The organism is Paraburkholderia tropica (genome assembly GCF_014171495.1).
Taxonomy (GTDB): Bacteria; Pseudomonadota; Gammaproteobacteria; order Burkholderiales; family Burkholderiaceae; genus Paraburkholderia; species Paraburkholderia tropica.
Window position 1 is genome coordinate 1,913,510 of record NZ_CP049134.1, and the last position, 19,542, is coordinate 1,933,051.

General features: G+C 66.1%; 15 protein-coding genes. 4 read left to right on the plus strand and 11 right to left on the minus strand.

Annotated features, from left to right (window positions below; translation table 11 throughout):
• Nucleotides 1-3: 3 nt before the first annotated feature.
• The 6 genes from G5S35_RS08690 to G5S35_RS08715 all read right to left on the minus strand — a co-directional run bounded on the left by G5S35_RS08690 (nt 4) and on the right by G5S35_RS08715 (nt 5,074).
• The gene (locus tag G5S35_RS08690; RefSeq protein WP_074984315.1) at nt 4-1,242 is read right to left on the minus strand and encodes a P-loop NTPase family protein; all 1,239 of its coding nucleotides are present in this window, start codon (nt 1,240-1,242) and stop codon (nt 4-6) included.
• 72 nt (nt 1,243-1,314) lie between these two features.
• A complete protein-coding gene (locus G5S35_RS08695; protein ID WP_110328122.1) occupies nt 1,315-2,631 on the minus strand; it encodes a type II and III secretion system protein family protein in 1,317 nt (438 codons plus the stop codon).
• A 108-nt stretch (nt 2,632-2,739) separates the two neighbouring features.
• Nucleotides 2,740-3,693 carry a Flp pilus assembly protein CpaB gene (gene cpaB, locus G5S35_RS08700; RefSeq protein ID WP_183038210.1) on the minus strand — a complete coding sequence of 318 codons (954 nt, stop codon included), beginning with the start codon at nt 3,691-3,693 and terminating at the stop codon, nt 2,740-2,742.
• Nucleotides 3,694-3,772: 79 nt separating this feature from the next.
• Nucleotides 3,773-4,270 carry a TadE family protein gene (locus G5S35_RS08705; protein WP_183038211.1) on the minus strand — a complete coding sequence of 166 codons (498 nt, stop codon included), beginning with the start codon at nt 4,268-4,270 and terminating at the stop codon, nt 3,773-3,775.
• Nucleotides 4,267-4,767, minus strand: a complete 501-nt coding sequence (locus G5S35_RS08710) for an A24 family peptidase (protein WP_065063155.1) — start codon at nt 4,765-4,767, stop codon at nt 4,267-4,269. The genes G5S35_RS08705 and G5S35_RS08710 overlap by 4 nt, the downstream gene beginning before the upstream one ends.
• 121 nt (nt 4,768-4,888) lie before the next feature.
• Nucleotides 4,889-5,074 carry a Flp family type IVb pilin gene (locus G5S35_RS08715; RefSeq protein ID WP_065063153.1) on the minus strand — a complete coding sequence of 62 codons (186 nt, stop codon included), beginning with the start codon at nt 5,072-5,074 and terminating at the stop codon, nt 4,889-4,891.
• 741 nt (nt 5,075-5,815) lie between these two features.
• Between G5S35_RS08715 and G5S35_RS08720 the strand changes: the two genes are divergently transcribed.
• The 4 genes from G5S35_RS08720 to G5S35_RS08735 all read left to right on the plus strand — a co-directional run bounded on the left by G5S35_RS08720 (nt 5,816) and on the right by G5S35_RS08735 (nt 11,602).
• The gene (locus G5S35_RS08720) at nt 5,816-7,381 is read left to right on the plus strand and encodes a collagen-like triple helix repeat-containing protein (protein ID WP_074984319.1); all 1,566 of its coding nucleotides are present in this window, start codon (nt 5,816-5,818) and stop codon (nt 7,379-7,381) included.
• A 174-nt stretch (nt 7,382-7,555) separates the two neighbouring features.
• Nucleotides 7,556-8,935 carry a collagen-like triple helix repeat-containing protein gene (locus G5S35_RS08725; RefSeq protein ID WP_420874523.1) on the plus strand — a complete coding sequence of 460 codons (1,380 nt, stop codon included), beginning with the start codon at nt 7,556-7,558 and terminating at the stop codon, nt 8,933-8,935.
• A gap of 304 nt (nt 8,936-9,239) precedes the next feature.
• Nucleotides 9,240-10,925: a ShlB/FhaC/HecB family hemolysin secretion/activation protein gene (locus G5S35_RS08730; protein WP_080180534.1), complete on the plus strand. Its 1,686-nt coding sequence runs from the start codon at nt 9,240-9,242 to the stop codon at nt 10,923-10,925.
• Nucleotides 10,926-11,116: 191 nt separating this feature from the next.
• Complete coding sequence (locus tag G5S35_RS08735; protein ID WP_074984323.1) at nt 11,117-11,602, plus strand: DUF2147 domain-containing protein; 486 nt, start codon at nt 11,117-11,119, stop codon at nt 11,600-11,602.
• Nucleotides 11,603-11,732: 130 nt separating this feature from the next.
• On the opposite strand, the gene G5S35_RS08740 is transcribed toward G5S35_RS08735, so the two are convergent.
• The 5 genes from G5S35_RS08740 to G5S35_RS08760 form a co-directional block, all read right to left on the minus strand.
• Complete coding sequence (locus G5S35_RS08740) at nt 11,733-12,176, minus strand: transposase (RefSeq protein WP_065063143.1); 444 nt, start codon at nt 12,174-12,176, stop codon at nt 11,733-11,735.
• A gap of 178 nt (nt 12,177-12,354) precedes the next feature.
• On the minus strand, nt 12,355-13,452 hold the full coding sequence (zapE, locus tag G5S35_RS08745) for a cell division protein ZapE (protein WP_065063141.1): 1,098 nt from the start codon (nt 13,450-13,452) through the stop codon (nt 12,355-12,357).
• Nucleotides 13,453-13,561: 109 nt separating this feature from the next.
• Entirely contained in the window at nt 13,562-14,992 is a 1,431-nt protein-coding gene (lpdA, locus tag G5S35_RS08750) for a dihydrolipoyl dehydrogenase (RefSeq protein WP_065063280.1), read from the minus strand.
• A gap of 108 nt (nt 14,993-15,100) precedes the next feature.
• Nucleotides 15,101-16,375, minus strand: a complete 1,275-nt coding sequence (gene odhB / locus G5S35_RS08755; RefSeq protein WP_065063139.1) for a 2-oxoglutarate dehydrogenase complex dihydrolipoyllysine-residue succinyltransferase — start codon at nt 16,373-16,375, stop codon at nt 15,101-15,103.
• Between the two features lie 105 nt (nt 16,376-16,480).
• A complete protein-coding gene (locus G5S35_RS08760; RefSeq protein WP_065063137.1) occupies nt 16,481-19,345 on the minus strand; it encodes a 2-oxoglutarate dehydrogenase E1 component in 2,865 nt (954 codons plus the stop codon).
• Between the last annotated feature and the right edge of the window lie 197 nt (nt 19,346-19,542).

A 19,542-nucleotide genomic window follows, 5' to 3' on the forward strand; every position in this document is an offset into this window, starting at 1 on the left:
GATCTACGAACGCTTCGGTGATTGAGGGAAGAAATTGCGCAGCGGACGGCGCAGCGCATCGAGTTTTTTCGGCGCGCGCGCCTCGATGCCGTCGATCTGCGCGGCGAGCAGTTCGAGCGCGCGCACATACGGATCGCGCGGCGCGCTGTCGACCAGCAACTGGCCGCGATTGGCGGCCTGGCAGAGCGCCACGCGGCGCGCCGGCAGCACGGCCGCGAGATCGACGCCGAGACGCTCGGCGATCTGCGCGCCGCTCAGGTCGATCTCGGCGTCGTACTGATTGATGATGAGATGCAGCGTGTTGCCGTCCATGCCGCCTTCGCGCAGCGCGTCGATCTGGCGCGCGGCCGCGACGATCGACGCCACGCTCTGGTCGCACACGAGCCAGACCGCGTCCGCCGACTGGGCGACCTGGGCGACGAACTCCGCGTTCGTGAAGCCGCCGAGATCGACGAGCTGCTGATCGAAAAACGCACGCAGGCGCGCCAGCAGCGCCACCGCCGACTGATACGAAACCTCGCGCAGCGCGCCGAGATCGGCAGGCAAGGTCGTCAGCGCGAGGCCGCTTTCGTGATTCGCGAGCGCGGTATGCACGAAGGTCTGATCGAAGCGGCGCAGATTGCGCACGGCATCGACGAAACTGAAGCCGTTGCCCGCGTTGAGCATCATCGCGCCGTCGCCCGCGGGCAGACCGAGGTCGAGCAGCGCGGCGTGGCGGTTGAAGGCCGCGCCCTTGCGGGCGAGCAGCGCGCCGAGATTCGCGGCAAGCGTCGTCACGCCCATGCCCGCGCGTGCGCCGAGCATCACCGTGAGACGGCCATGGCGGCTCGGCGCTTCGACGCGGTTTTCGAGCACCTGGCGCACGATCGCCAGCGCGTCCTCGGGACTGCCCGCCACGTCGACGAAATCGCGCACGCCCGCGCGCAAGGCCGCGAGCGCGCTCTCGGGTTCGGCGAGCGTGCCGACCGCGATCACCTGGAGGCCCGGATACGACACATGCGCGGCGGCCACCACGGCGCTCGCCCAGGCCGCGCGCCCCTGCGAAAAATCGACGAGCAGCAGCGACGGCATCTGCTGGCCGACCCGCTCGCCGACGGCGGCCGGCTCGAGCGCCACCGCATCCACCTTGCCCGCCATGCCGAGCGCGCGCGCGATCCAGCGGGCGTGCGCGTCGTCCGACGATGCGAACACGAACGAGTCCACGACCGTGCGATCAGTCGTCAAGTACGTTCTCGCGTTCATGATCCCTCTCCTTGTGCTGCTCGCGCAGCGCAGGCCGCGCACGGCGCGGCGAAGCCATGCCGACAGCGGTTGTCATGGCGAAAATCCCGGGGCGGGATCGCGCGAGGCCGCGCCGCCGAGTAACGCGCGCCAGACATGGCCGTCGCGTTGTTCGGACAGCTCGCCGGGCGAGCTGGGCAGCTTCGCGTCCTTCGCGAGCGGCGACACCAGATGCGGCGTCACCACGATCACCAGTTCTCTTTCGTTTTGCTGATAGTTCAACGTCTTGAAGAACGCGCCAATCACAGGCAGATCGCCGAGCAGCGGCACCTTGCTCACGTTCGACGCGGTCTCGCGATCGATCAGGCCGCCGATCACGAAGCTCTCGCCATCGCCGAGTTCGACGGTGGTTTCCGCGCGCCGCGTCGTGATCGCGGGCACCGAGACGCCGCTGATCGTCACCGCGTTGGCGAAGTCGAGCTGGCTCGCCTCGGGCGCGACCTTCAGCGCGATGCGCTGCGGCGAGAGCACCGTGGGCGTGAGCGACAGCCCGATACCGTAGGGCTTGTATTCGATCGAACTCGTGCCGAGCGCCTGCGGCACCGGCACCGGAATCTCGCCGCCCGCGAGGAAGCTCGCGCTCTGGCCGGACAACGCGACGAGCGTCGGTTCCGCGAGCACGCGCGCGAGATTGTTCGACTCCATCAGGCTCAGGTCGGCGAACAGTCCGTGCGTGGCCGACGCGAACACGAGATTGAACGCCGACGAGATCGGCGCCACGCTCTGGATGTCCGAGACGCCGTTGGTGTTCGAAGCGGACGTCAGCGCGGACGGCGCGAACGAGCCGAACGTGAAACCGTTGTTCTGGCGCGCGAAGTTGAAACCGATCTGCTTGAGCACCGAGCGGCTGAATTCGACCACGCGCACGTCGACCTGCACGACCGAGCGCGTCGCGATGCTGGAGGCATCGAGCACGTCGGTGTCCTTCGCGCCCTTGCCGAGCGAGCCCTGCGCGGCCACCACCGCGCGCTGATGCTGCTCCATCGTCGCCGCGCTGCCGCTGATGATGGCCGTGCCGTCCAGCACCTTCACGTCGGGCGTGCCCGCGCCGAGCAACGCACGCGCCGCGCGCGTCGCCACGTTCACGGTGAAGCTGCGCTGCACGCCGCCTTCCCACAGCATCACCGTGGTCGTGCCCGCGCCCTTGCCGACGAGCAGCAGACCGCCGCGCCGGTCGCCGCGCACGACCAGCACGTCGGCCACCGCCGGGTCGCCCACGGCGACGCGCGTGAGCGCGCCCGTGACGGGCAGCGTGCGCTGCTCGCCCACGGTGATATCGACGGTACCCGCTGGCGCGCCCGCGTCGGGCGAGCCGGCGCTCGACGGCGGCGCCGCGCGCGCGGGCAACATCGCGAGCGCGAAACCGCCGGCGCAAACGGATGCGGCGAGCGCCACGGCAAGAGTCCTCTTCATCGTCATGTTGTGGTTTCTATTGAATACGCACGCTCGCGCGGCGCTTTACCAGGCGACCGTTTCGGCCCGCCCGCCCCGAATCACTTCCAGCCCGCCCTGTGCGCCCCCGTTGCCGCTGCTCGCGCGATGAACCACCGGCACAGCCGGACGCGGCGCTTGCGCACCCGCAAGCTGATCGAGCGCGACCCCCGCGGCCGCGCGCGTCGAGTTGTCCGGCGTGCCGTGCGCGACGACGCGCAAGACACCCTGCTGCGGCCCGAACGCGGACGGGTCCATCTGATCGTCGTCCGTGGGGTTGCGCAGCGCGAGAATCAACTGGCCCTGGCTCTGCGCGAGCGCGAGGTCGTTCACTTCGGTCAGCGGCACGGCGAGCACCGCCGTGCGCGGCGTTGTGCTCTGCGTGCCGAAGCCGCTGGTACGTTGCCCGTTGCTGTTCGCCGCTTCGGCAGGATTTCCGAATACCAGCACGCGCGCCTTCGAGATCAGCAGGCGCGCCTGCGTGCGGGAGATTTCCGCGTTGCCGGTGCCGACGGTGCCACCGGCCGCGCCGTCGCGGCGCAGCGTGAAGAACACGTCGACGTAATTGCCCGCGTGGAGCTGGTTGCCCACGGCGTTGTTTTCGTCGATGCGCACCGCCACCGCGCGCTCGCCCGGCGCAAGAGACGAAGCCAGGCTCGACGATAGTTGCGTGTCGAGCACGGGCGTGTCGGCGGCGATATCCGCGAGCGGCACACGGCCCGCGATCAGTTGAACGTCGCTCACGGAGCCGGCAGGCTGCGTACGCAGCGGCTGCACGCGCAGCGCGTCGGCGGGGATCGGCTGGCCCGCGGGCAGCGTGCGCGCGGCGACGACCACGGGCGTCAGCGGCTGCGTCACCGCCACGGCCGGTTGCGCGACGGGTGCAGGCGGCGCGTGGCGCGCGAGCATGAACGCGAAAATGCCGAGCAGGAGCGCGGCGGCGATCAGCACGCCCGCGGCGATTTTGGTCAGATTGGCCATGTGCGGCTGCCTTGATTGCGATTGAACGGCGCGGCGGCGCATGCGCGCGCGACGTGATGGCGGATCGAATGGAATGGGCTCATAGCAGATTCACCGGATCGATCTGCACCGTGGCGCGGCCCGCGAGCACGGTGGGCTGCCACGCGCCGAGCATGGGCAGCGTGGGCACGAGCGGCTTCGTGCTCCACGGATAGCTGAGCGTGACCTGGATGCAGTCCATCGCCGTGTTGTTCGTGCAGCCGCTCGGCTGGGCGCTCACGACCGTCGTGCAGGTGGGCGCGGTGGCGAGCCACGTCACGCCTTGCAGCGCACGTGCACAAGCGGCCTGCGCGCGGCCGCTCAAAGCCGTCCCGGTGTCCTGTGCGTTCACGTAGACGAGCGCGGCGCGCGCACCGTCCGCCGACGCCGCGGTCAGGCTGTGCTGCACGAGAAAGATCATGCAGAACGTGACGATGGCGTAGAGCACCAGAAAGAACAGCGGAAACGCGATCGCGAATTCGACGGCGGCGGCGCCGCGCTGTTTCGATCGCGCTGGTCGTTTCGCATCGCATGACGAATTCGTTGCTCGCGCAATCATTGCAACGCTCCCGGCATCCACTGCAATGCGAGCCACGCGAGCGCGGGCACGGCCAGGCAGGTGGCGTACGGCGTGCCGCGCCGCGCGCCGACACTGACGATCTGCACACGCCGCGACGCCGCCGCTTGCGAGCGTGCACGCATCGCGAGAATCGCGAGCGCATGCACGAATGCAATAAGACTTGCGGCCACCCAGAGCCAGAGCAAGGGCTGCAATCCGCACCATGCACCGAGCGTGGCGAATACCTTGACGTCGGCGCCGCCCATCACGCCGAGCACGAAGAACGGCATGAGCGCGGCGAGCCCGATCGCGGCGGCGATCAATGCGCGGCCAACGCCGAGTTGCGCCGGTCCCGCGTGCCAGCACGCAGCAACGAGCGCGGCGACGAGGCCGGCAATCACGAGCGCATTCGGCACGCGGCGCGAACGCAGATCGCAAATGGCGACCGCGAGCGCCCAGGCGGCGAATACGCAGCTGGGAATGATGGATGCATTCATCGCGAGTCGACGTGCAGACGCCTCACGCGAACCGGCTAGCCAGCGCGTGAAAAGTCACTGCTACGTTTAGCTGAATGATCGGGCGTGGCAGCACGAAGCCGCCACGCAGCGATGCGCCGCCTCAGGTTCCTGCCGGAACCGCAGCCGTCAGTTGAGTCGTGACGTAGGTGAATACGGCCTTCAACTCGGTGCCCAACCCCTGAGCGCTCGCCGCAATCACCACGGCGATGAGCCCTGCGATGAGCCCATATTCCAGCGCCGTCACCCCGTCTTCTGCTTTAGCAAAAAGCTTTACCAGCTTGTTCATTTCGGCCCTCTCTCTCTTCTTCGCGCTCTCACGCGATGCTGCACCGGCTCTCTCAGCGAATAGGTTTGAATGATGCGCCGTTGCAACTGGTCCACGGACTGCCATGTCAGTCCGCCAACATTGCGGCCGAATCGTAAGCATTCCCCTCTAAATGCAATGCCCCGTTCAGCTCTGCTAGTAACGTGTTTTATTTATGGATGCGCTTTTTATAGCTTAACCGCGAACGTTACGCAATCGCCCGTTACATCGTTGTCGCCACGTAACATCATTATCGGCATGCCGCATTTTTTTATTCACTCAGGGCAAACCATAACGTGCCAGGGCGTGCCATCGCGTGACGTTACGCGCGAACTGATCAGGACTCGAAACACTTTTTCATGCGCGGCTTTTGATTGATGCGCGGCGGATTAACTGCGGTTTCGAGTGCTTCGTCGAATCGAAAATATGCAAAGCGATTAGCACTTCGTCACGTTACCCCGGGCGTTCGTAACATCGCCCGCGTTCCGTTACGTGACGTAACGCGCGGCGCACGGTAACGCGCATGTTCGCGCGCGCCGATTCCTGCGAAGAAAGCTTCGCGCAAAGCCCCATGCCGTCTTGATCAGACGATACCCACGCCCGCCTCGCGACGGCTTTTCTCGCGGGCTCTTTCGCATTGGCATAGCTGTTGCAGTGTATGTCCCGCAGCACGACAAAACACACACACAGCAAGACACACCATACGAGAGACGAGGGCACACCATGAAGAACCACCACATCGCGAACGCGGCACGCCTGACTGCCATTGCCGCCACCATCGCCACCCTGCTTTCCCTGACCGCCTGCGGCGGTTCGGGCACGCTCAGCAGCGGCACCGGCAGCGGCGGCTCGCTGCAAACCAGCGGCGGCACGAGCGGCACCAGCGGCAGCTCGGGCAGCGGCGACACCGGCACGGGCAGCGGCAGCGGTAGCGGCACGACCACCACGTCGAGCGACAGCAATTCGGGGAGCGGCACGGGAACGGGCACCGGCGGCACGTCGACCGCCGGTGGCGGCAGCGGCAGCGGCGACGGCAATACCAGCAGCGGCGGCACCACCGGGACGGGCAGCGGCAGCACGGCCGTCGCGGCGAACGCGGTCGGCCAGGTCGCGAACGTTTCGGGCACGGTCGTCAGCGACCTGGGCTCGACGGTGTCGGGCGTCGGCAGCACGATCGCCTCGCAGTCGCTGCCGGGTGTGAGCACCGCCACCACGACGGCGGCAGGCGGCGTGGTCGAGAATCTCGGCGCGGCAGTCTCGGCGCTCGGCAGCGGCGTGTCGAACGGTCTCGGCGCGCTTGGTTCGAGCACCAACACCAATCCGGTCGGCACGACGGTCGCCAGCACGGGCGGCGTCGTCAGCGATGCAGGCAAGGCCGTCACGAGCGCCGGCCAACTCGTCACGAGCCTCGGCAGCGGTCCGCTCGCCCCGCTCGCCGCCGTCACCACGCCGCTCGGCGGCGCGGTCAGCACGCTCGGCACGGCCGTCACCGGCGCAGGCAACACGCTCACGACCGCCCTGTCGACCGGCCCGGTCCAGCAAGTCACGCAGCAACTCAGCACGGCCATCACGCCGATTACCTCGGTGCTCGCCTCCACCACGCAGACGGTCGGCACGGCGACCGGCCTCGGCGCCCCGGTCGCGGGCCTGCTGCAAACGCTCGGCGGCGGCCTCGAAAAAGGCGGCGCGCTGGTCGCCTCGACGGGAGCCGGCAATCCGGTCACCACGGGCGTGGGCAATCTCGTCTCCGATACGGGCAAGACCGTCGCCACCGCCGGCAATCTGCTGACGGGCAGCACCTCGGGCAACAGCAGCAATCCGCTCGCGCCGGTCACGAGCCTGCTTGGCGGTCTGACGGGCGGCACGACCGGTTCGGGCGGCGCCAACGCGGGCCTCGGCATCGGCGCGGGTCTCGGCATCACCGGCAGCTCGAGCGGCAACCCGCTCGCCCCGGTGACGACGGCGCTCACCACGGTCACCTCGACGCTGACCTCGGCCACCGGCGGCACCAGCAGCCCGCTCGCACCGGTCACGGGTCTCGTCGCGGGCGTCGTCAACACCGTCGCCGGCACGCTGAACACCGCCGCCACCACCACGACCAGCGTCGTGGCGAGCGCGGGCGTGGGTGCGGGCGTCAAGACGTCGAGCAGCTCCAGCAGCACGGCCAGCAGCACGCCGGGCCTCTCGCTGGCCTCGCTCACGGGTGGCAGCACCAGCAGCAGCGGCACGACCGGCCCGCTTTCCGGCCTCACGTCGCTCGTCGGCGGTCTGCTCGGCGCGAAGAAGTGAGCGCCTGAGAACCCGTCCGCCAATCGGCTAACCCCGGCTAACCCTGTGGCTAATCCTATTTCGCAGCATCCGAATGATCGCTCCGATAGCCCGTTTCAGCGCCTGATGAAACAAGGAGACAGCGCTATGTCCAGCTTTTCCCTCGCGATTTCGCACGACCGCTCCGCGACGTTGATGCGCGGCCTGCGTCTCACCGCCCTCGCCGCCGCGAGCGTGATCGCCCTGAGCCTCGCCGCGTGTGGCGGCAGCAGCTACACGCCGCCTTCGGCATCGAGCGGCACGGGCGGTTCGACCGGCACCACCGGCTCGACGGGCGGCACCGGCTCGACCGGCACCGGCGGTTCCGGCACCGACACCAACACGGGCGGCGGCACGACCACGACGACGGGCACGAGCGGCGTGGTCAGCACGGTCGCCAAGACCGCCAGCGATCTCGGCACCGCGATCGGCTCGACCACCCTGCCCGGCGGCACCAGTTCGGACGTCACGAAGGGACTCGGCAACGCGGTGTCGAGCACCGGCACCGTGGCGAGCGCACTCGCCGACGCCGTCTCCAACGGCCTCGGCCAGACCGGCTCGACGGCCAATCCGGTCGGCACCACGGTCGCCGGTCTCGGCAACGTCGTGAGCGCGACGAGCGGCGTGGTCCAGGGCGTCGCCACCACGGTCAACGGTCTCGGCAGCGGCCCGCTCGCTCCGCTGGCGCCGGTCACCACGCCGGTGGCCACGGTGCTCGATACGACCGCGAACGCGGTCAACGCGGGCGGCAAGATGCTCGGCAACGCGCTCTCGTCCGCGCCGGTTCAGCAGATCACGCAGCCGCTCAGCACGGCCATCACGCCGATCGTCACCGAAGCCGGCGTAATCACGCAGCAGGTCGGCACCACGACGGGTCTGGGCGTGCCGGTCTCCGGGCTGCTCGCCAAGGTCGGCGGCGCGCTCGATACGGCTGGCAGCAAGATTTCGTCGACGGCGGGCGGCACCTCCACCACCGCCGCGCTCAGCGCGCTCGGGCCGCTCGCGCCGGTGGGCGCGGACGTCGGCACGCTGGTGTCGGCGCTCGGCAACACGGTCACCAACGCAGGCGGCCTCGTGAATCCCAACGGTCCGAACGGCGCCGCGCCGATTCCCGGCCTGATCACGAGCCTCGTCGGCGGCAGCACGGCGCTCGTCGCCAGCGGGCCGCCGACCGGCGCCGCCGCGCAAGGTCTGCTCGGCCCGCTCAACGCGGCGATCGCGAGCCTCGGCCTCGGCAGCTCGCCGCTCTCCAGCGTCACGAGCCTGACCGGCACCGCCGGCGGCACGAGCGCCGTCACCGGCGCGCTCGGCAACGTGCCGATCGTCGGCAGCCTGCTCACGGGCGTGGTGTCGACGGCGACGGGCGCGGCCGGCTCGACGACTTCGGGCAGCGGCACCAGCAGCAGCGGCGCGACCACGCTGCTCCAGCCGGTGACGGTGATCGTCGGCACGGTCACGGGCGCGCTGGGCGCCACGACCGGCAGCACGAGTTCGACAAGCAGTTCTGGCAGCACGAGTACATCGGGGGACTACTGAGCGGCTTGCTGCATAAGCTGCCGTAGCGCGCGCAACGATCATCGGGCAACATGAGCGACGCGTGACGCGGCCTCTGGAGAGGGAAAGCCGCGCGCGCGTTGCCGGACAAGAACGGCAAGGTAGTACGTAGTCCGCAGGAATAAACACAGGCAATCAGGGAGCCACAGACCGCCGAAAAGGCGGCACAAAGAGGCGGCGCGCACCGGAAGCTTCAGGGAAACCGGGCGCGCCGTCCGACAAGTCCGAGGGTAGTCCGATGAAAGGCGCAGTCGCAGAATTGGCCGTGCTCGCAACGTTGGGGGTGATGGCGAGCGCCGGCTTGACGGGGGTGGCAGTAGCACAGAACCGGCCGGCGTCGGGCGGCAATCCTCCTGCGGGCAACCCCGCCGGGGGCAATCCGCTCGACGCACTGCCGCAGATCAACGCGCCGCAGAAGGCGCCGAACGTGACCGTGCAGGTGCAGCAGCAGACGCCTCAGCTGCAGCAGTTGCTGGCCACGCATCTCACGCCGACCACCTTCAAGGTCGAAGGCGTGAAATCGATTCCATTCGACGAGGTCGCGCAACGTTTCGCGCCGCTCGCGAATCACGACATCACGATCGGTCAGCTGATCGAGACGGCCAACGGCGTGACGAAGCTCTATCAGGATCGCGGCTACGCGCTCTCGTTCGCGTTCGTGCCTGCCCAGGATTTCGCGGGCGGCGTGGTGCGCATCACGGTCGTCGAAGGCTATGTGGGCACCGTGACGATCACCGGCAAGCCGGGCAAGCTCGAAGACAAGATGCGCGCGATCGCCGCGCATATCGTCGAGGACCGGCCGCTGCGCACGGCCACGTTCCAGCGCTATATCAACGTGCTCGGCCTGCTGCCCGGGCTCAAGGTGAAGGCCAACGTGCCGCCGCCCACGAGCACCGACGGCGCCACCACGCTCGAACTCGACGCCACGCAGAAGCCGTACGATATCAGCACCGGCATCGACTTCAATCATCCGGGCGTGCAGGGTCTGCTCACGCTGACCGAAAACGGTTTGACGCCGTTCGGCGAGCAGTTGAGCGTGTCCGCGCTGCTGCCGAAGGGACGCGACAACGTCACCTATCTGTCCGCGCACGCGGCCGTGCCGATCGCGAGCGACGGTCTGATGGCGAAGGTGGACGCCTCGCACTACCGCGGCAATCCCACCAACAATCCCGGCCTGCCCGGTTACGTGGAGCGCACGGTCATCAGCGACAAGATCACGGGCTCGCTCTCCTACCCGCTGCTGCTCAGCAACACGCGCAGCGTCGTGGGCACCGCGAGCGTGTATGCGGCGCACGACGAGGATCGCTACCACAACACCCTCAACGGCTTCCAGTACGACACGCATTCGCAGGTGCGCGTGCTGCAATTGCAGGCCGATTACGCCGACGTCAAGACGGGCCAGGTGCGCAAGGCGAGCATCGCGGTCGCGAAGGGCTTCAACATTCTGGGCGCGTCCAAGGGCGCCGACACGAACATTCCCGGCGTGGTGCTGCAAAACCCCGTGTCGCTGAATTTCGTGCGCACCACGGGCTCGTTCTCGCAGACCAACGACTGGCCGATGGGCTTCGGCACGTCGGTGGCAATCACGGGCCAGTACAGCCCGGTCACGCTGCCGACTTCGGAACAGATCTCGTTCGGCGCGCAGCGTTTCGCGGCAGGCTACGAGCCGGGCGAAGCGTCGGGCGATTCGGGCTGGGCCTTCCTGCTCGAACTGAATCATCCGTTCAAGATCGGCCAGGCGTGGCTGCAGACGATCACGCCGTATGTCTCGTTCGACATGGCGCGCGTGTATCTGCATGCGGGTACGCCCGCGCCTTCCCGGCTGTCGTCGGCATCGTTCGGTTTTCGTATTTCCGACGGCAAGTACTACAGCCTCGATCTGTCCGTCGCGAAAGCGCTCGCCGATGCGCCGGTCGAGAGTCCGTCGCGCAGCCCGCGCATCAACGCGACGTTCTCTTACCAGCTCAACTGAGTTGGCCGGCGCGGCGCACGCGGCACGGCACGTGCGGCAATCCGCGTGCCGCGCGCGCCGCGCCGACTAGAGTTCCTACTCGCAAACGCGCGCGGCGCTTTCGCGTATCCTGCCCTGACTGCATGAGCGCGCCATCGCGGCGCGCGCGTGCATGCGGTCGCACACACATAAACATCAGTGGAGGAAGACACATGAACCGGATCGACGGTCGCACCATTTCGTTCGCCGCACGCGCGGCGCGTCAGCTCGCGCTGGCCGGCGCGCTGCTGGGCGGCATCGCCGCCGCGCACGCGCAGGACAGCTCGCCCATCGGGGTCTGGCAGACCATCGACGACCACACCGGCCAGCCGAAAGCACTCGTGCAGATCAGCGACGACGGCAGCGGCGGCCTGAGCGGCAAGGTCATCAAGGGACTGGGCCCGAACGATCAGCCCGATCGCCGCTGCACCGCGTGCACGGACTCGCGCAAGGATCAGTTGATCCTCGGCATGACGATCATCGACAGCATGAAGAAGGCCGGCAACGAATACGACGGCGGCCATATTCTTGATCCGGAAAACGGCAAGATCTATAGCTGCAAGATGCACACGGAAGACGGCGGCCAGAAGCTCGTGGTGCGCGGCTATCTGGGCATCGCGCTGCTCGGCCGGTCGCAGACGTGGGTGCGTCAGCAGTAAGCTCCAGGCGGAACAAGCAACCTCGGCGGCGTGACTCGCGAACACGCGCCACGCCGACCCTCAGCATGAAAAAAGCCGCCTGAATTCAGGCGGCTTTTTTTCTTTCTCGACACACGTCGACCGGCCAGGGTCAAACCGTGTGGCGATACACCGATCGATAGCTGAACGGCTGGGGCACGCCGGGCGCGGCCGGCGAGAACGGCGAATTGCGCATCGGCAGTTCTTCCTGGGTGCGCGCGGCCTTTTCGGCGCGGCTTGCGTGCCTGCGCATGCGCGTTTCGATCGCGTCGCACAGTGCCGCACCCTCTTCGCCGAACAATTCGGCCATCACGGCTTTGAGGACGCCTTCGTCGTGCCACGCCTTGAAGCGGCGATGGCAGGTCTGATAGGACGGATAGCGGCGCGGCATGGCCGACCACGTGGCGCCGCTGTACATGACCCACAGGACGCCGTTGAGCACCGAGCGGGTATTGGCGAGCGGTCGGCCGCGCAGTTCGGAGCGCGGGCGCAGTTCGGGCAGCAGCGGCAACACGCGTTGCCACTCTTCCTCGGTGATATCGCGATGCGGCGTCATGGAGTTCTCCTTGGTCAGAACGGTTCTGAACCAACGATATCCACTCGCCCCCGCGGGCCATATCAGACGAGTCCGAATCTTGAAAAAACACTTCGGACTCTATTTTTGCGACGCCGCAGGGTGCGCACCTGGGCGCGCACCCTGCGACGTGTCGCAGGTCAAATCACCAGGCAAACGCTCAGGTCAGCGTCGTGTCGACGATGCGGCGCGGCGTTTCGAGATACTCCTTCGACTGCATTTCGACGATCCGCGAGACCGTGCGCGTGAATTCGTTCGCCATCGGGCCCTCGGGATAGAGATCCTCGGGCGGCACGGCCGCCGACATCAGCAGCTTGACCTTGTGGTCGTAGAAGACGTCGATGAGCCAGGTAAAGCGGCGCGCCTCGGAGGCCATGCGCGGCGTCATCTGCGGCACGTCGGAGAGAATCACAGCGTGAAAACGGCTCGCCAGTTCGAGATAGTCGTTCTGCGAGCGCGGGCCGCCGCACAGCGTGGCGAAGTCGAACCACACCACGCCATCGGCCTTGCGCAGCGCCTTGAGTTCGCGCTTCTCGATGTGCAGGATCGGGCTTTCGTCGGGCACCGCGGCCAGTTGCGCGAACGAATGGCGCAGCGCCTTGTCGGCGGCGGCGCCCAGCGGCGTGTGATAGACCTCGACCTGCGCGAGCGTGCGCTGGCGATAATCGACGCCGGCGTCGACGTTCAGGACATCGAGCTTTTCCTTGATCAGCTCGATGGCGGGCAGCATGCGGTCGCGATGCAGGCCGTCGGGATAGAGCAGATCGGGATCGTAGTTGGACGTCATCACGAACTGCACGCCGTTCGCGAACAGGCGGTCGAGCAGGCGATACAGGATCATCGCGTCGGCGATGTCCGAGACGTGGAATTCGTCGAAACAGATCAGGCGATAACGCTTCGCGATGCGGCGCGCGAGTTCGTCGAGCGGATCGGCCTGGCCTTTGAGTTCTTCGAGTTCGCGATGCACTTCGCGCATGAACTCGTGGAAATGCAGACGCGTTTTGCGCTGCACCGGCACGACCGCGTAGAAACTGTCCATCAGGAAGCTCTTGCCGCGCCCCACCCCGCCCCACATGTAGACGCCGCGCGGCAGATCGGGACGGTTGATGAGTTTCCAGAACGCGTTCGAACGACGCGACTTGTATTCGACCCACTCGTCGTAGCACCGCTGCAGCCGCTCGATCGCGACGCGCTGCGCCGCATCCGGTTTGTATCCGCGTTTCTGCAGTTCGTTTTCGTAGTATTCGGTGACGTTCATTTCGTGAGCCGCAAATGAGTAAAGGCGGGCGGGTATTCGAACCCGTCCGCCTCTGTACGTGATGCAGGTGCTGCAAGGCCGGAACGCTGGCGCGCCCGGCCTCAGGCGCTTACATGTTGAGCGCGCGCTTGTCGACGGCGAGTGCCGCTTCGCGCATGACTTCGGACAGCGACGGGTGCGGATGGCAGATGCGGCCGATGTCTTCGGCGGCAGCCTTGAATTCCATCGCCACCACGGCTTCCGCGATCAGGTCCGATGCGTTCGCCGAGATGATGTGCACGCCGAGCAGTTCGTCGGTCTTCGCGTCGGCGATCATCTTCACAAAGCCGTCGGCCTTGTTGATGCCGAGCGCGCGGCCGTTCGCCATGAACGGGAACTGGCCCGTCTTGATGTCGCGGCCTTCTGCCTTGAGCTGCTGTTCCGTCTTGCCGACCCACGCGATTTCCGGTTCGGTGTAGATCACCCACGGAATGCAGTTGTAGTCGATGTGCGGCTTCTGGCCGTCGATCACTTCCGCGACCAGCACGCCTTCGTCTTCGGCCTTGTGCGCGAGCATCGGGCCGCGCACCACGTCGCCGATCGCGTAGACGTTCGGCACCGACGTTGCGCAGTGGCCATCGACGTCGATGAAGCCGCGCTCGTTGGCCTTCAGGCCGATCGCTTCGAGACCGAGGTTGTCGGTGTTCGGCACGCGGCCAACCGACACGATCAGGCGGTCGGCTTCGAGCACTTGCGCGTTGCCGTCCTTGTCCGTGTAGTTGATCGTGACGTTCTTGTCCGTCGCCTTCACTTCGCCGACCTTCACGCCAACGTGAATGTCGAGACCCTGCTTCTTGAAGAGCTTCGCAGCTTCCTTCGAGAGCGCCTGGTCAGCGGCGCCGAGGAATTCCGGCAGCGCTTCGAGGATCGTGACGTCGGCGCCCAGACGGCGCCACACCGAACCCAGTTCCAGACCGATCACGCCTGCGCCGATCACGGCCAGCTTCTTCGGCACCGAGTCGAACGTCAGCGCGCCTTCGTTGTCGGCGATGATCTTGTTGTCGACCGGCATGCCCGGCAGGTGACGCGCCTTCGAACCCGTCGCGATGATGACGTTCTTCGCCGTCACGACTTCGGTTTCGCCTTCGCCCGACACTTCGATCTGCACGCCGGCGTCGTTCTTGCCGGTGAACTTGCCGTGACCCTTGAGCCACGTGATCTTGTTCTTGCGGAACAGGAATTCGATACCCTTCGTCATCTTTTCGACGATGCCGTCCTTGCGGGCGAGCATCTTCGCGACGTCGATCTTCACGTCACCCACGCTGATGCCGTGGTCGACGAGATGATGCGCGGCGTTTTCGAACTCTTCCGACGAGGCGAGCAGCGCCTTCGACGGAATGCAGCCGACGTTCAGGCAGGTGCCGCCGAGCTTCAGCGCGCCGGCCGGGTTCTTCCACTTTTCGATACACGCAACCGACTTGCCGAGCTGCGCGGCGCGGATCGCCGCGATATAGCCGCCGGGGCCGGCGCCGATCACGACGACGTCAAATTCTTTGGACATGGTCATCCTTTCGATACGTGAGCGCGGCGCGCGAATGCCGGTTTCCGGAATTCGCGCGCACGCCGCTCAGTGTGAGACTCAATACGCGATGCTTGAGCGACGCTGTGATTACAGGTCGAGCAGCAGGCGCGCCGGATCTTCCAGCGCGTCCTTCATCGCGACCAGCGACAGGACGGCTTCGCGGCCGTCGATGATGCGGTGGTCGTACGACATCGCGAGGTAGTTCATCGGGCGGATCACGATCTGGCCGTTTTCCACAACCGCGCGTTCCTTGGTCGCGTGAACGCCGAGGATCGCCGACTGCGGCGGGTTGATGATCGGGGTCGAGAGCATCGAGCCGAACACGCCGCCGTTCGAGATCGAGAACGTACCGCCCGTCATTTCTTCGATCGACAGCTTGCCGTCCTTGGCCTTCTGACCGAATTCGGCGATCTTCTTCTCGATGTCGGCGAGGCTCATCTGGTCTGCGTTGCGCAGGATGGGCACCACCAGACCGCGCGGCGAACCGACGGCGATACCGATGTCGAAGTAGCCGTGATAGACGATGTCGTTACCGTCGATCGACGCGTTCACGAGCGGGAACTTCTTGAGGGCGTGAACCGCAGCCTTCACGAAGAACGACATGAAGCCGAGCTTCACGCCATGTTCCTTCTCGAACTTGTCCTTGTACTTGTTGCGCAGATCCATGACCGGCGCCATGTTCACTTCGTTGAACGTCGTGAGGATGGCGTTGGTCTGCTGCGACTCGAGCAGACGCTCGGCGATACGCGCACGCAGGCGCGACATCGGCACGCGCTGTTCCGGACGGTCGTTCAGCCAGTTGGCGGCCGATGCCGGTGCGTTGACTTGCGGCAGCGCGGGCTTGGCGGCAGCCGGCTTGCCGGCCGGTGCGGCTGCGGGTGCAGCCTTCGGCGCGCCTGCGCCGAGCACGTCCTGCTTCGTGATGCGGCCGTCGCGGCCCGTGCCGGCGACGTCGCCGCCTGCCAGACCCTTCTCCGCCATCAGCTTGGTCGCTGCGGGCGAGGCGATGTTGCTGCTCGACGTCGAAGCGGCTGCGGCAGCCGGTGCTGCGGCGGGCGCGGCGGCCGGTGCGGCTGCCGGCGCTGCGGCGGCTGCGGGTGCAGCAGCGGCGCCAGCCTTGCCTTCCGTGTCGATGCGTGCGATGACCTGTTCGCTCGTGACGGTCGCGCCGTCGCCGATCAGAACTTCAGCCAGCACGCCGGCTGCCGGCGCGGGCACTTCGAGCACGACCTTGTCGGTTTCGATTTCGATGACGACTTCGTCCTGAGCGATCGCTTCGCCCGGCTTCTTCTTCCACTGCAGCATCGTGCCTTCCGACACCGACTCCGAGAACTGCGGGACCTTGACTTCAACAATAGCCATTTGATGTTCCTGAATACGTATCTGGGTACGAACCGGGTCGCGCATCTGAGCGCGGGAAAGCGCGCAATCCGATCGCACGCTTTCCCGGTTCGTTAGCTCATATGCTTATTTCGCGACCTGCGCGCCCTTCAGGCGGCCGAACGCACCTTCGATCAGCGTCTTCTGCTGTTCGTAATGCTTCGCGTAGTAGCCGACAGCCGGCGAGGCCGAAGCCGGACGGCCGCTGTACGCGAGCTTCTGTCCTTCCTTCATGCCTTCCTTCAGGTGGTGCTCGATGTAGAACCACGGGCCCTGATTCTGCGGCTCGTCCTGCACCCAGACCACTTCGGTCGCGTTGTCGTACTTCTTGATTTCCGCTTCGAACTGCTTGTGCGCGAACGGATAGAGCTGTTCGATACGGATGATCGCGACGTCGTTTGCCTTCGCTTCGCGGCGATGCGCGACGAGGTCGAAGTACACGCGGCCCGAGCAGGCCACCACGCGCTTGACCTTCTTCGCGTCGATCGACTCGTCCACTTCGCCGATAACCGGCTGGAACGTGCCCTTCGCGAGTTCGGACAGGTCCGACACGGCTTCCTTGTGACGCAGCAGCGACTTCGGCGTGAAGATGATCAGCGGCTTGCGGAACAGACGGATCATCTGGCGGCGCAGCACGTGGAAGATCTGGGCCGGCGTGGTCGGCTGAACGACCTGCATGTTGTGCTCGGCGCACAGCTGCAGGAAACGTTCGATACGCGCCGACGAGTGCTCCGGACCCTGGCCTTCGTAGCCGTGCGGCAGCAGCATCGTGAGACCCGAAACGCGGCCCCACTTCACTTCGCCCGACGAGATGAACTGGTCGATCACGACCTGCGCACCGTTGACGAAGTCGCCGAACTGGCCTTCCCACGCGACGAGCGTGTTCGGTTCAGCCGTCGAGTAGCCGTATTCGAAGCCCAGCACCGCTTCTTCCGACAGCACCGAGTCGATCACCGTGAACTTCGCCTGGTTGTCGGCGATGTTCTGCAGCGGGATGTACGTGCCGTCGTTCCAGCGTTCGCGGTTCTGATCGTGCAGAACGGCGTGACGGTGCGTGAACGTGCCACGGCCCGAATCCTGACCCGTCAGGCGCACAGCGTAGCCCGACGCGACCAGCGATGCGTACGCGAGGTGTTCGCCCATGCCCCAGTCGAGCTTCGATTCGCCCTTGCCCATCGCGCGGCGGTCGTTGATGACGCGCTCGACCAGCGGGTGAACCTTGAAGTTCTCGGGGATCGTGGTGATGCGTTCGGCCAGACGCTTGAGTTCCGCGAGCGGCACTGCCGTGTCGGCAGCGTCGGTCCACTTGCGGTTCAGGAACGGCACCCAGTCCACCGCGTACTTGCTCTTGTAGTTCGAGAGCACCGGGTCGACGGTGTGGTGGCCTTCGTCCATCGCGGCGCGGTACGCCTTGACGTAGTTGTCGCCGTCTTCCGCCGAAATGACGCCCTGCTGCACGAGCTTTTCTGCGTAAAGCGCACGGGTGCCCGGGTGCTTCGCGATCGTCTTGTACATCAGCGGCTGCGTGACCGCCGGGGTGTCCTGCTCGTTGTGGCCGAGCTTGCGGAAACAGATGATGTCGACGACGACATCCTTGTGGTACTGCATGCGGAATTCGACCGCGAGCTGGATCGCCAGCACGACCGCTTCCGGATCGTCGCCGTTCACGTGCAGCACCGGCGCTTCGATCATCTTGACCACGTCGGTACAGTACAGCGTCGAGCGCGCATCGCGCGGGTCCGACGTCGTGAAGCCGATCTGGTTGTTGATGACGATGTGCAGCGTGCCGTGCGTGCCGTAACCACGCGTTTGCGCGAGGTTCAGCGTTTCCATCACGACGCCCTGACCCGCGAAGGCCGCGTCGCCGTGGATCTGCACCGGCAGCACTTGAAGGCCGTTGTCGTCGCCGCGGCGATCCATACGGGCCTTCGCCGAACCTTCGACCACCGGGTTGACGATCTCAAGGTGCGACGGGTTGAACGCGAGCGACAGGTGGACCGGGCCGCCTTCGGTTGCGACGTCCGACGAGAAGCCCTTGTGGTACTTCACGTCGCCTGCCGGCAGGTCGTCGACGTGCTTGCCTTCGAATTCGGCGAACAGGTCAGCCGGCATCTTGCCGAGCGTATTGACGAGCACGTTCAGACGGCCGCGGTGGGCCATGCCGATGACGATTTCCTGCACGCCCTTCGCGCCTGCGTGACGGACGACTTCGTCCATCGCGGCGATGAAGGATTCGCCGCCTTCGAGCGAGAAGCGCTTCTGGCCGACGTACTTGGTGTGCAGGAAGCGCTCGAGGCCTTCAGCGGCCGTGAGGCGCTGGAGGATGTGCTTCTTCTTGTCGTTCGTGAAGTTCGGCGTCGAGCGGATCGACTCGAGGCGTTCCTTCCACCAGCGCTTCTGTTCCGGGTCGCTGATGTACATGTACTCGGCGCCGATCGTGCCGCAGTACGTGTCGCGCAGCGCCTTGACGATCTCGCGCAGCGTCGCGCGCTCGAAACCGAAATACAGGTTCGTGGCGCTGAACGTCTGGTCCATGTCGGCTTCAGTGAAGTCGTAGAACGCAGGTTCGAGTTCGGGGATAGGCGGACGCTCGCGACGCTTCAGCGGATCCAGGTTGGCCCATTGCGAGCCCAGGAAGCGATATGCGCCGATGAGGGACTGAACGTAGACCTGCTTGCGAGCCGTGGCGAGGTCTTCGCCGCCGCCCTTCGGGACGAAAGCATTGGCTTTCGCGCGCTGGGCAAACGACTCGACGATCGGGCCGTGGGCGACATCGCTGTCGGCCGAACCACTCGACGACGGCACGTTTTGCAGTGCGTCGAAGTATTCACGCCATTGGTCCGGAACGGACGCAGGGTTGTCAAGATATGCTTCGTATAGCTCTTCGACATACGGAGCATTGCCGCCGAACAGATAGGAGTTCAGCTGGAATTGCTTCATCGTTTCCGACATTTACGCTCACCTTTCTTCGAGTTTCTCGAGAAATAGCGGGTTACTCAACCTTCCGCGCCACGGCCTGACCGTTTAGCGGATTGCGAATCAAGTCTGCTTGGAAGGACCTAAATCATGCATCCGCGGAGGATAGCACATAAGTGATACTCCTCATAAGATGCAATGCGACACAGGACCGCACGCAAACCCTTGCTACA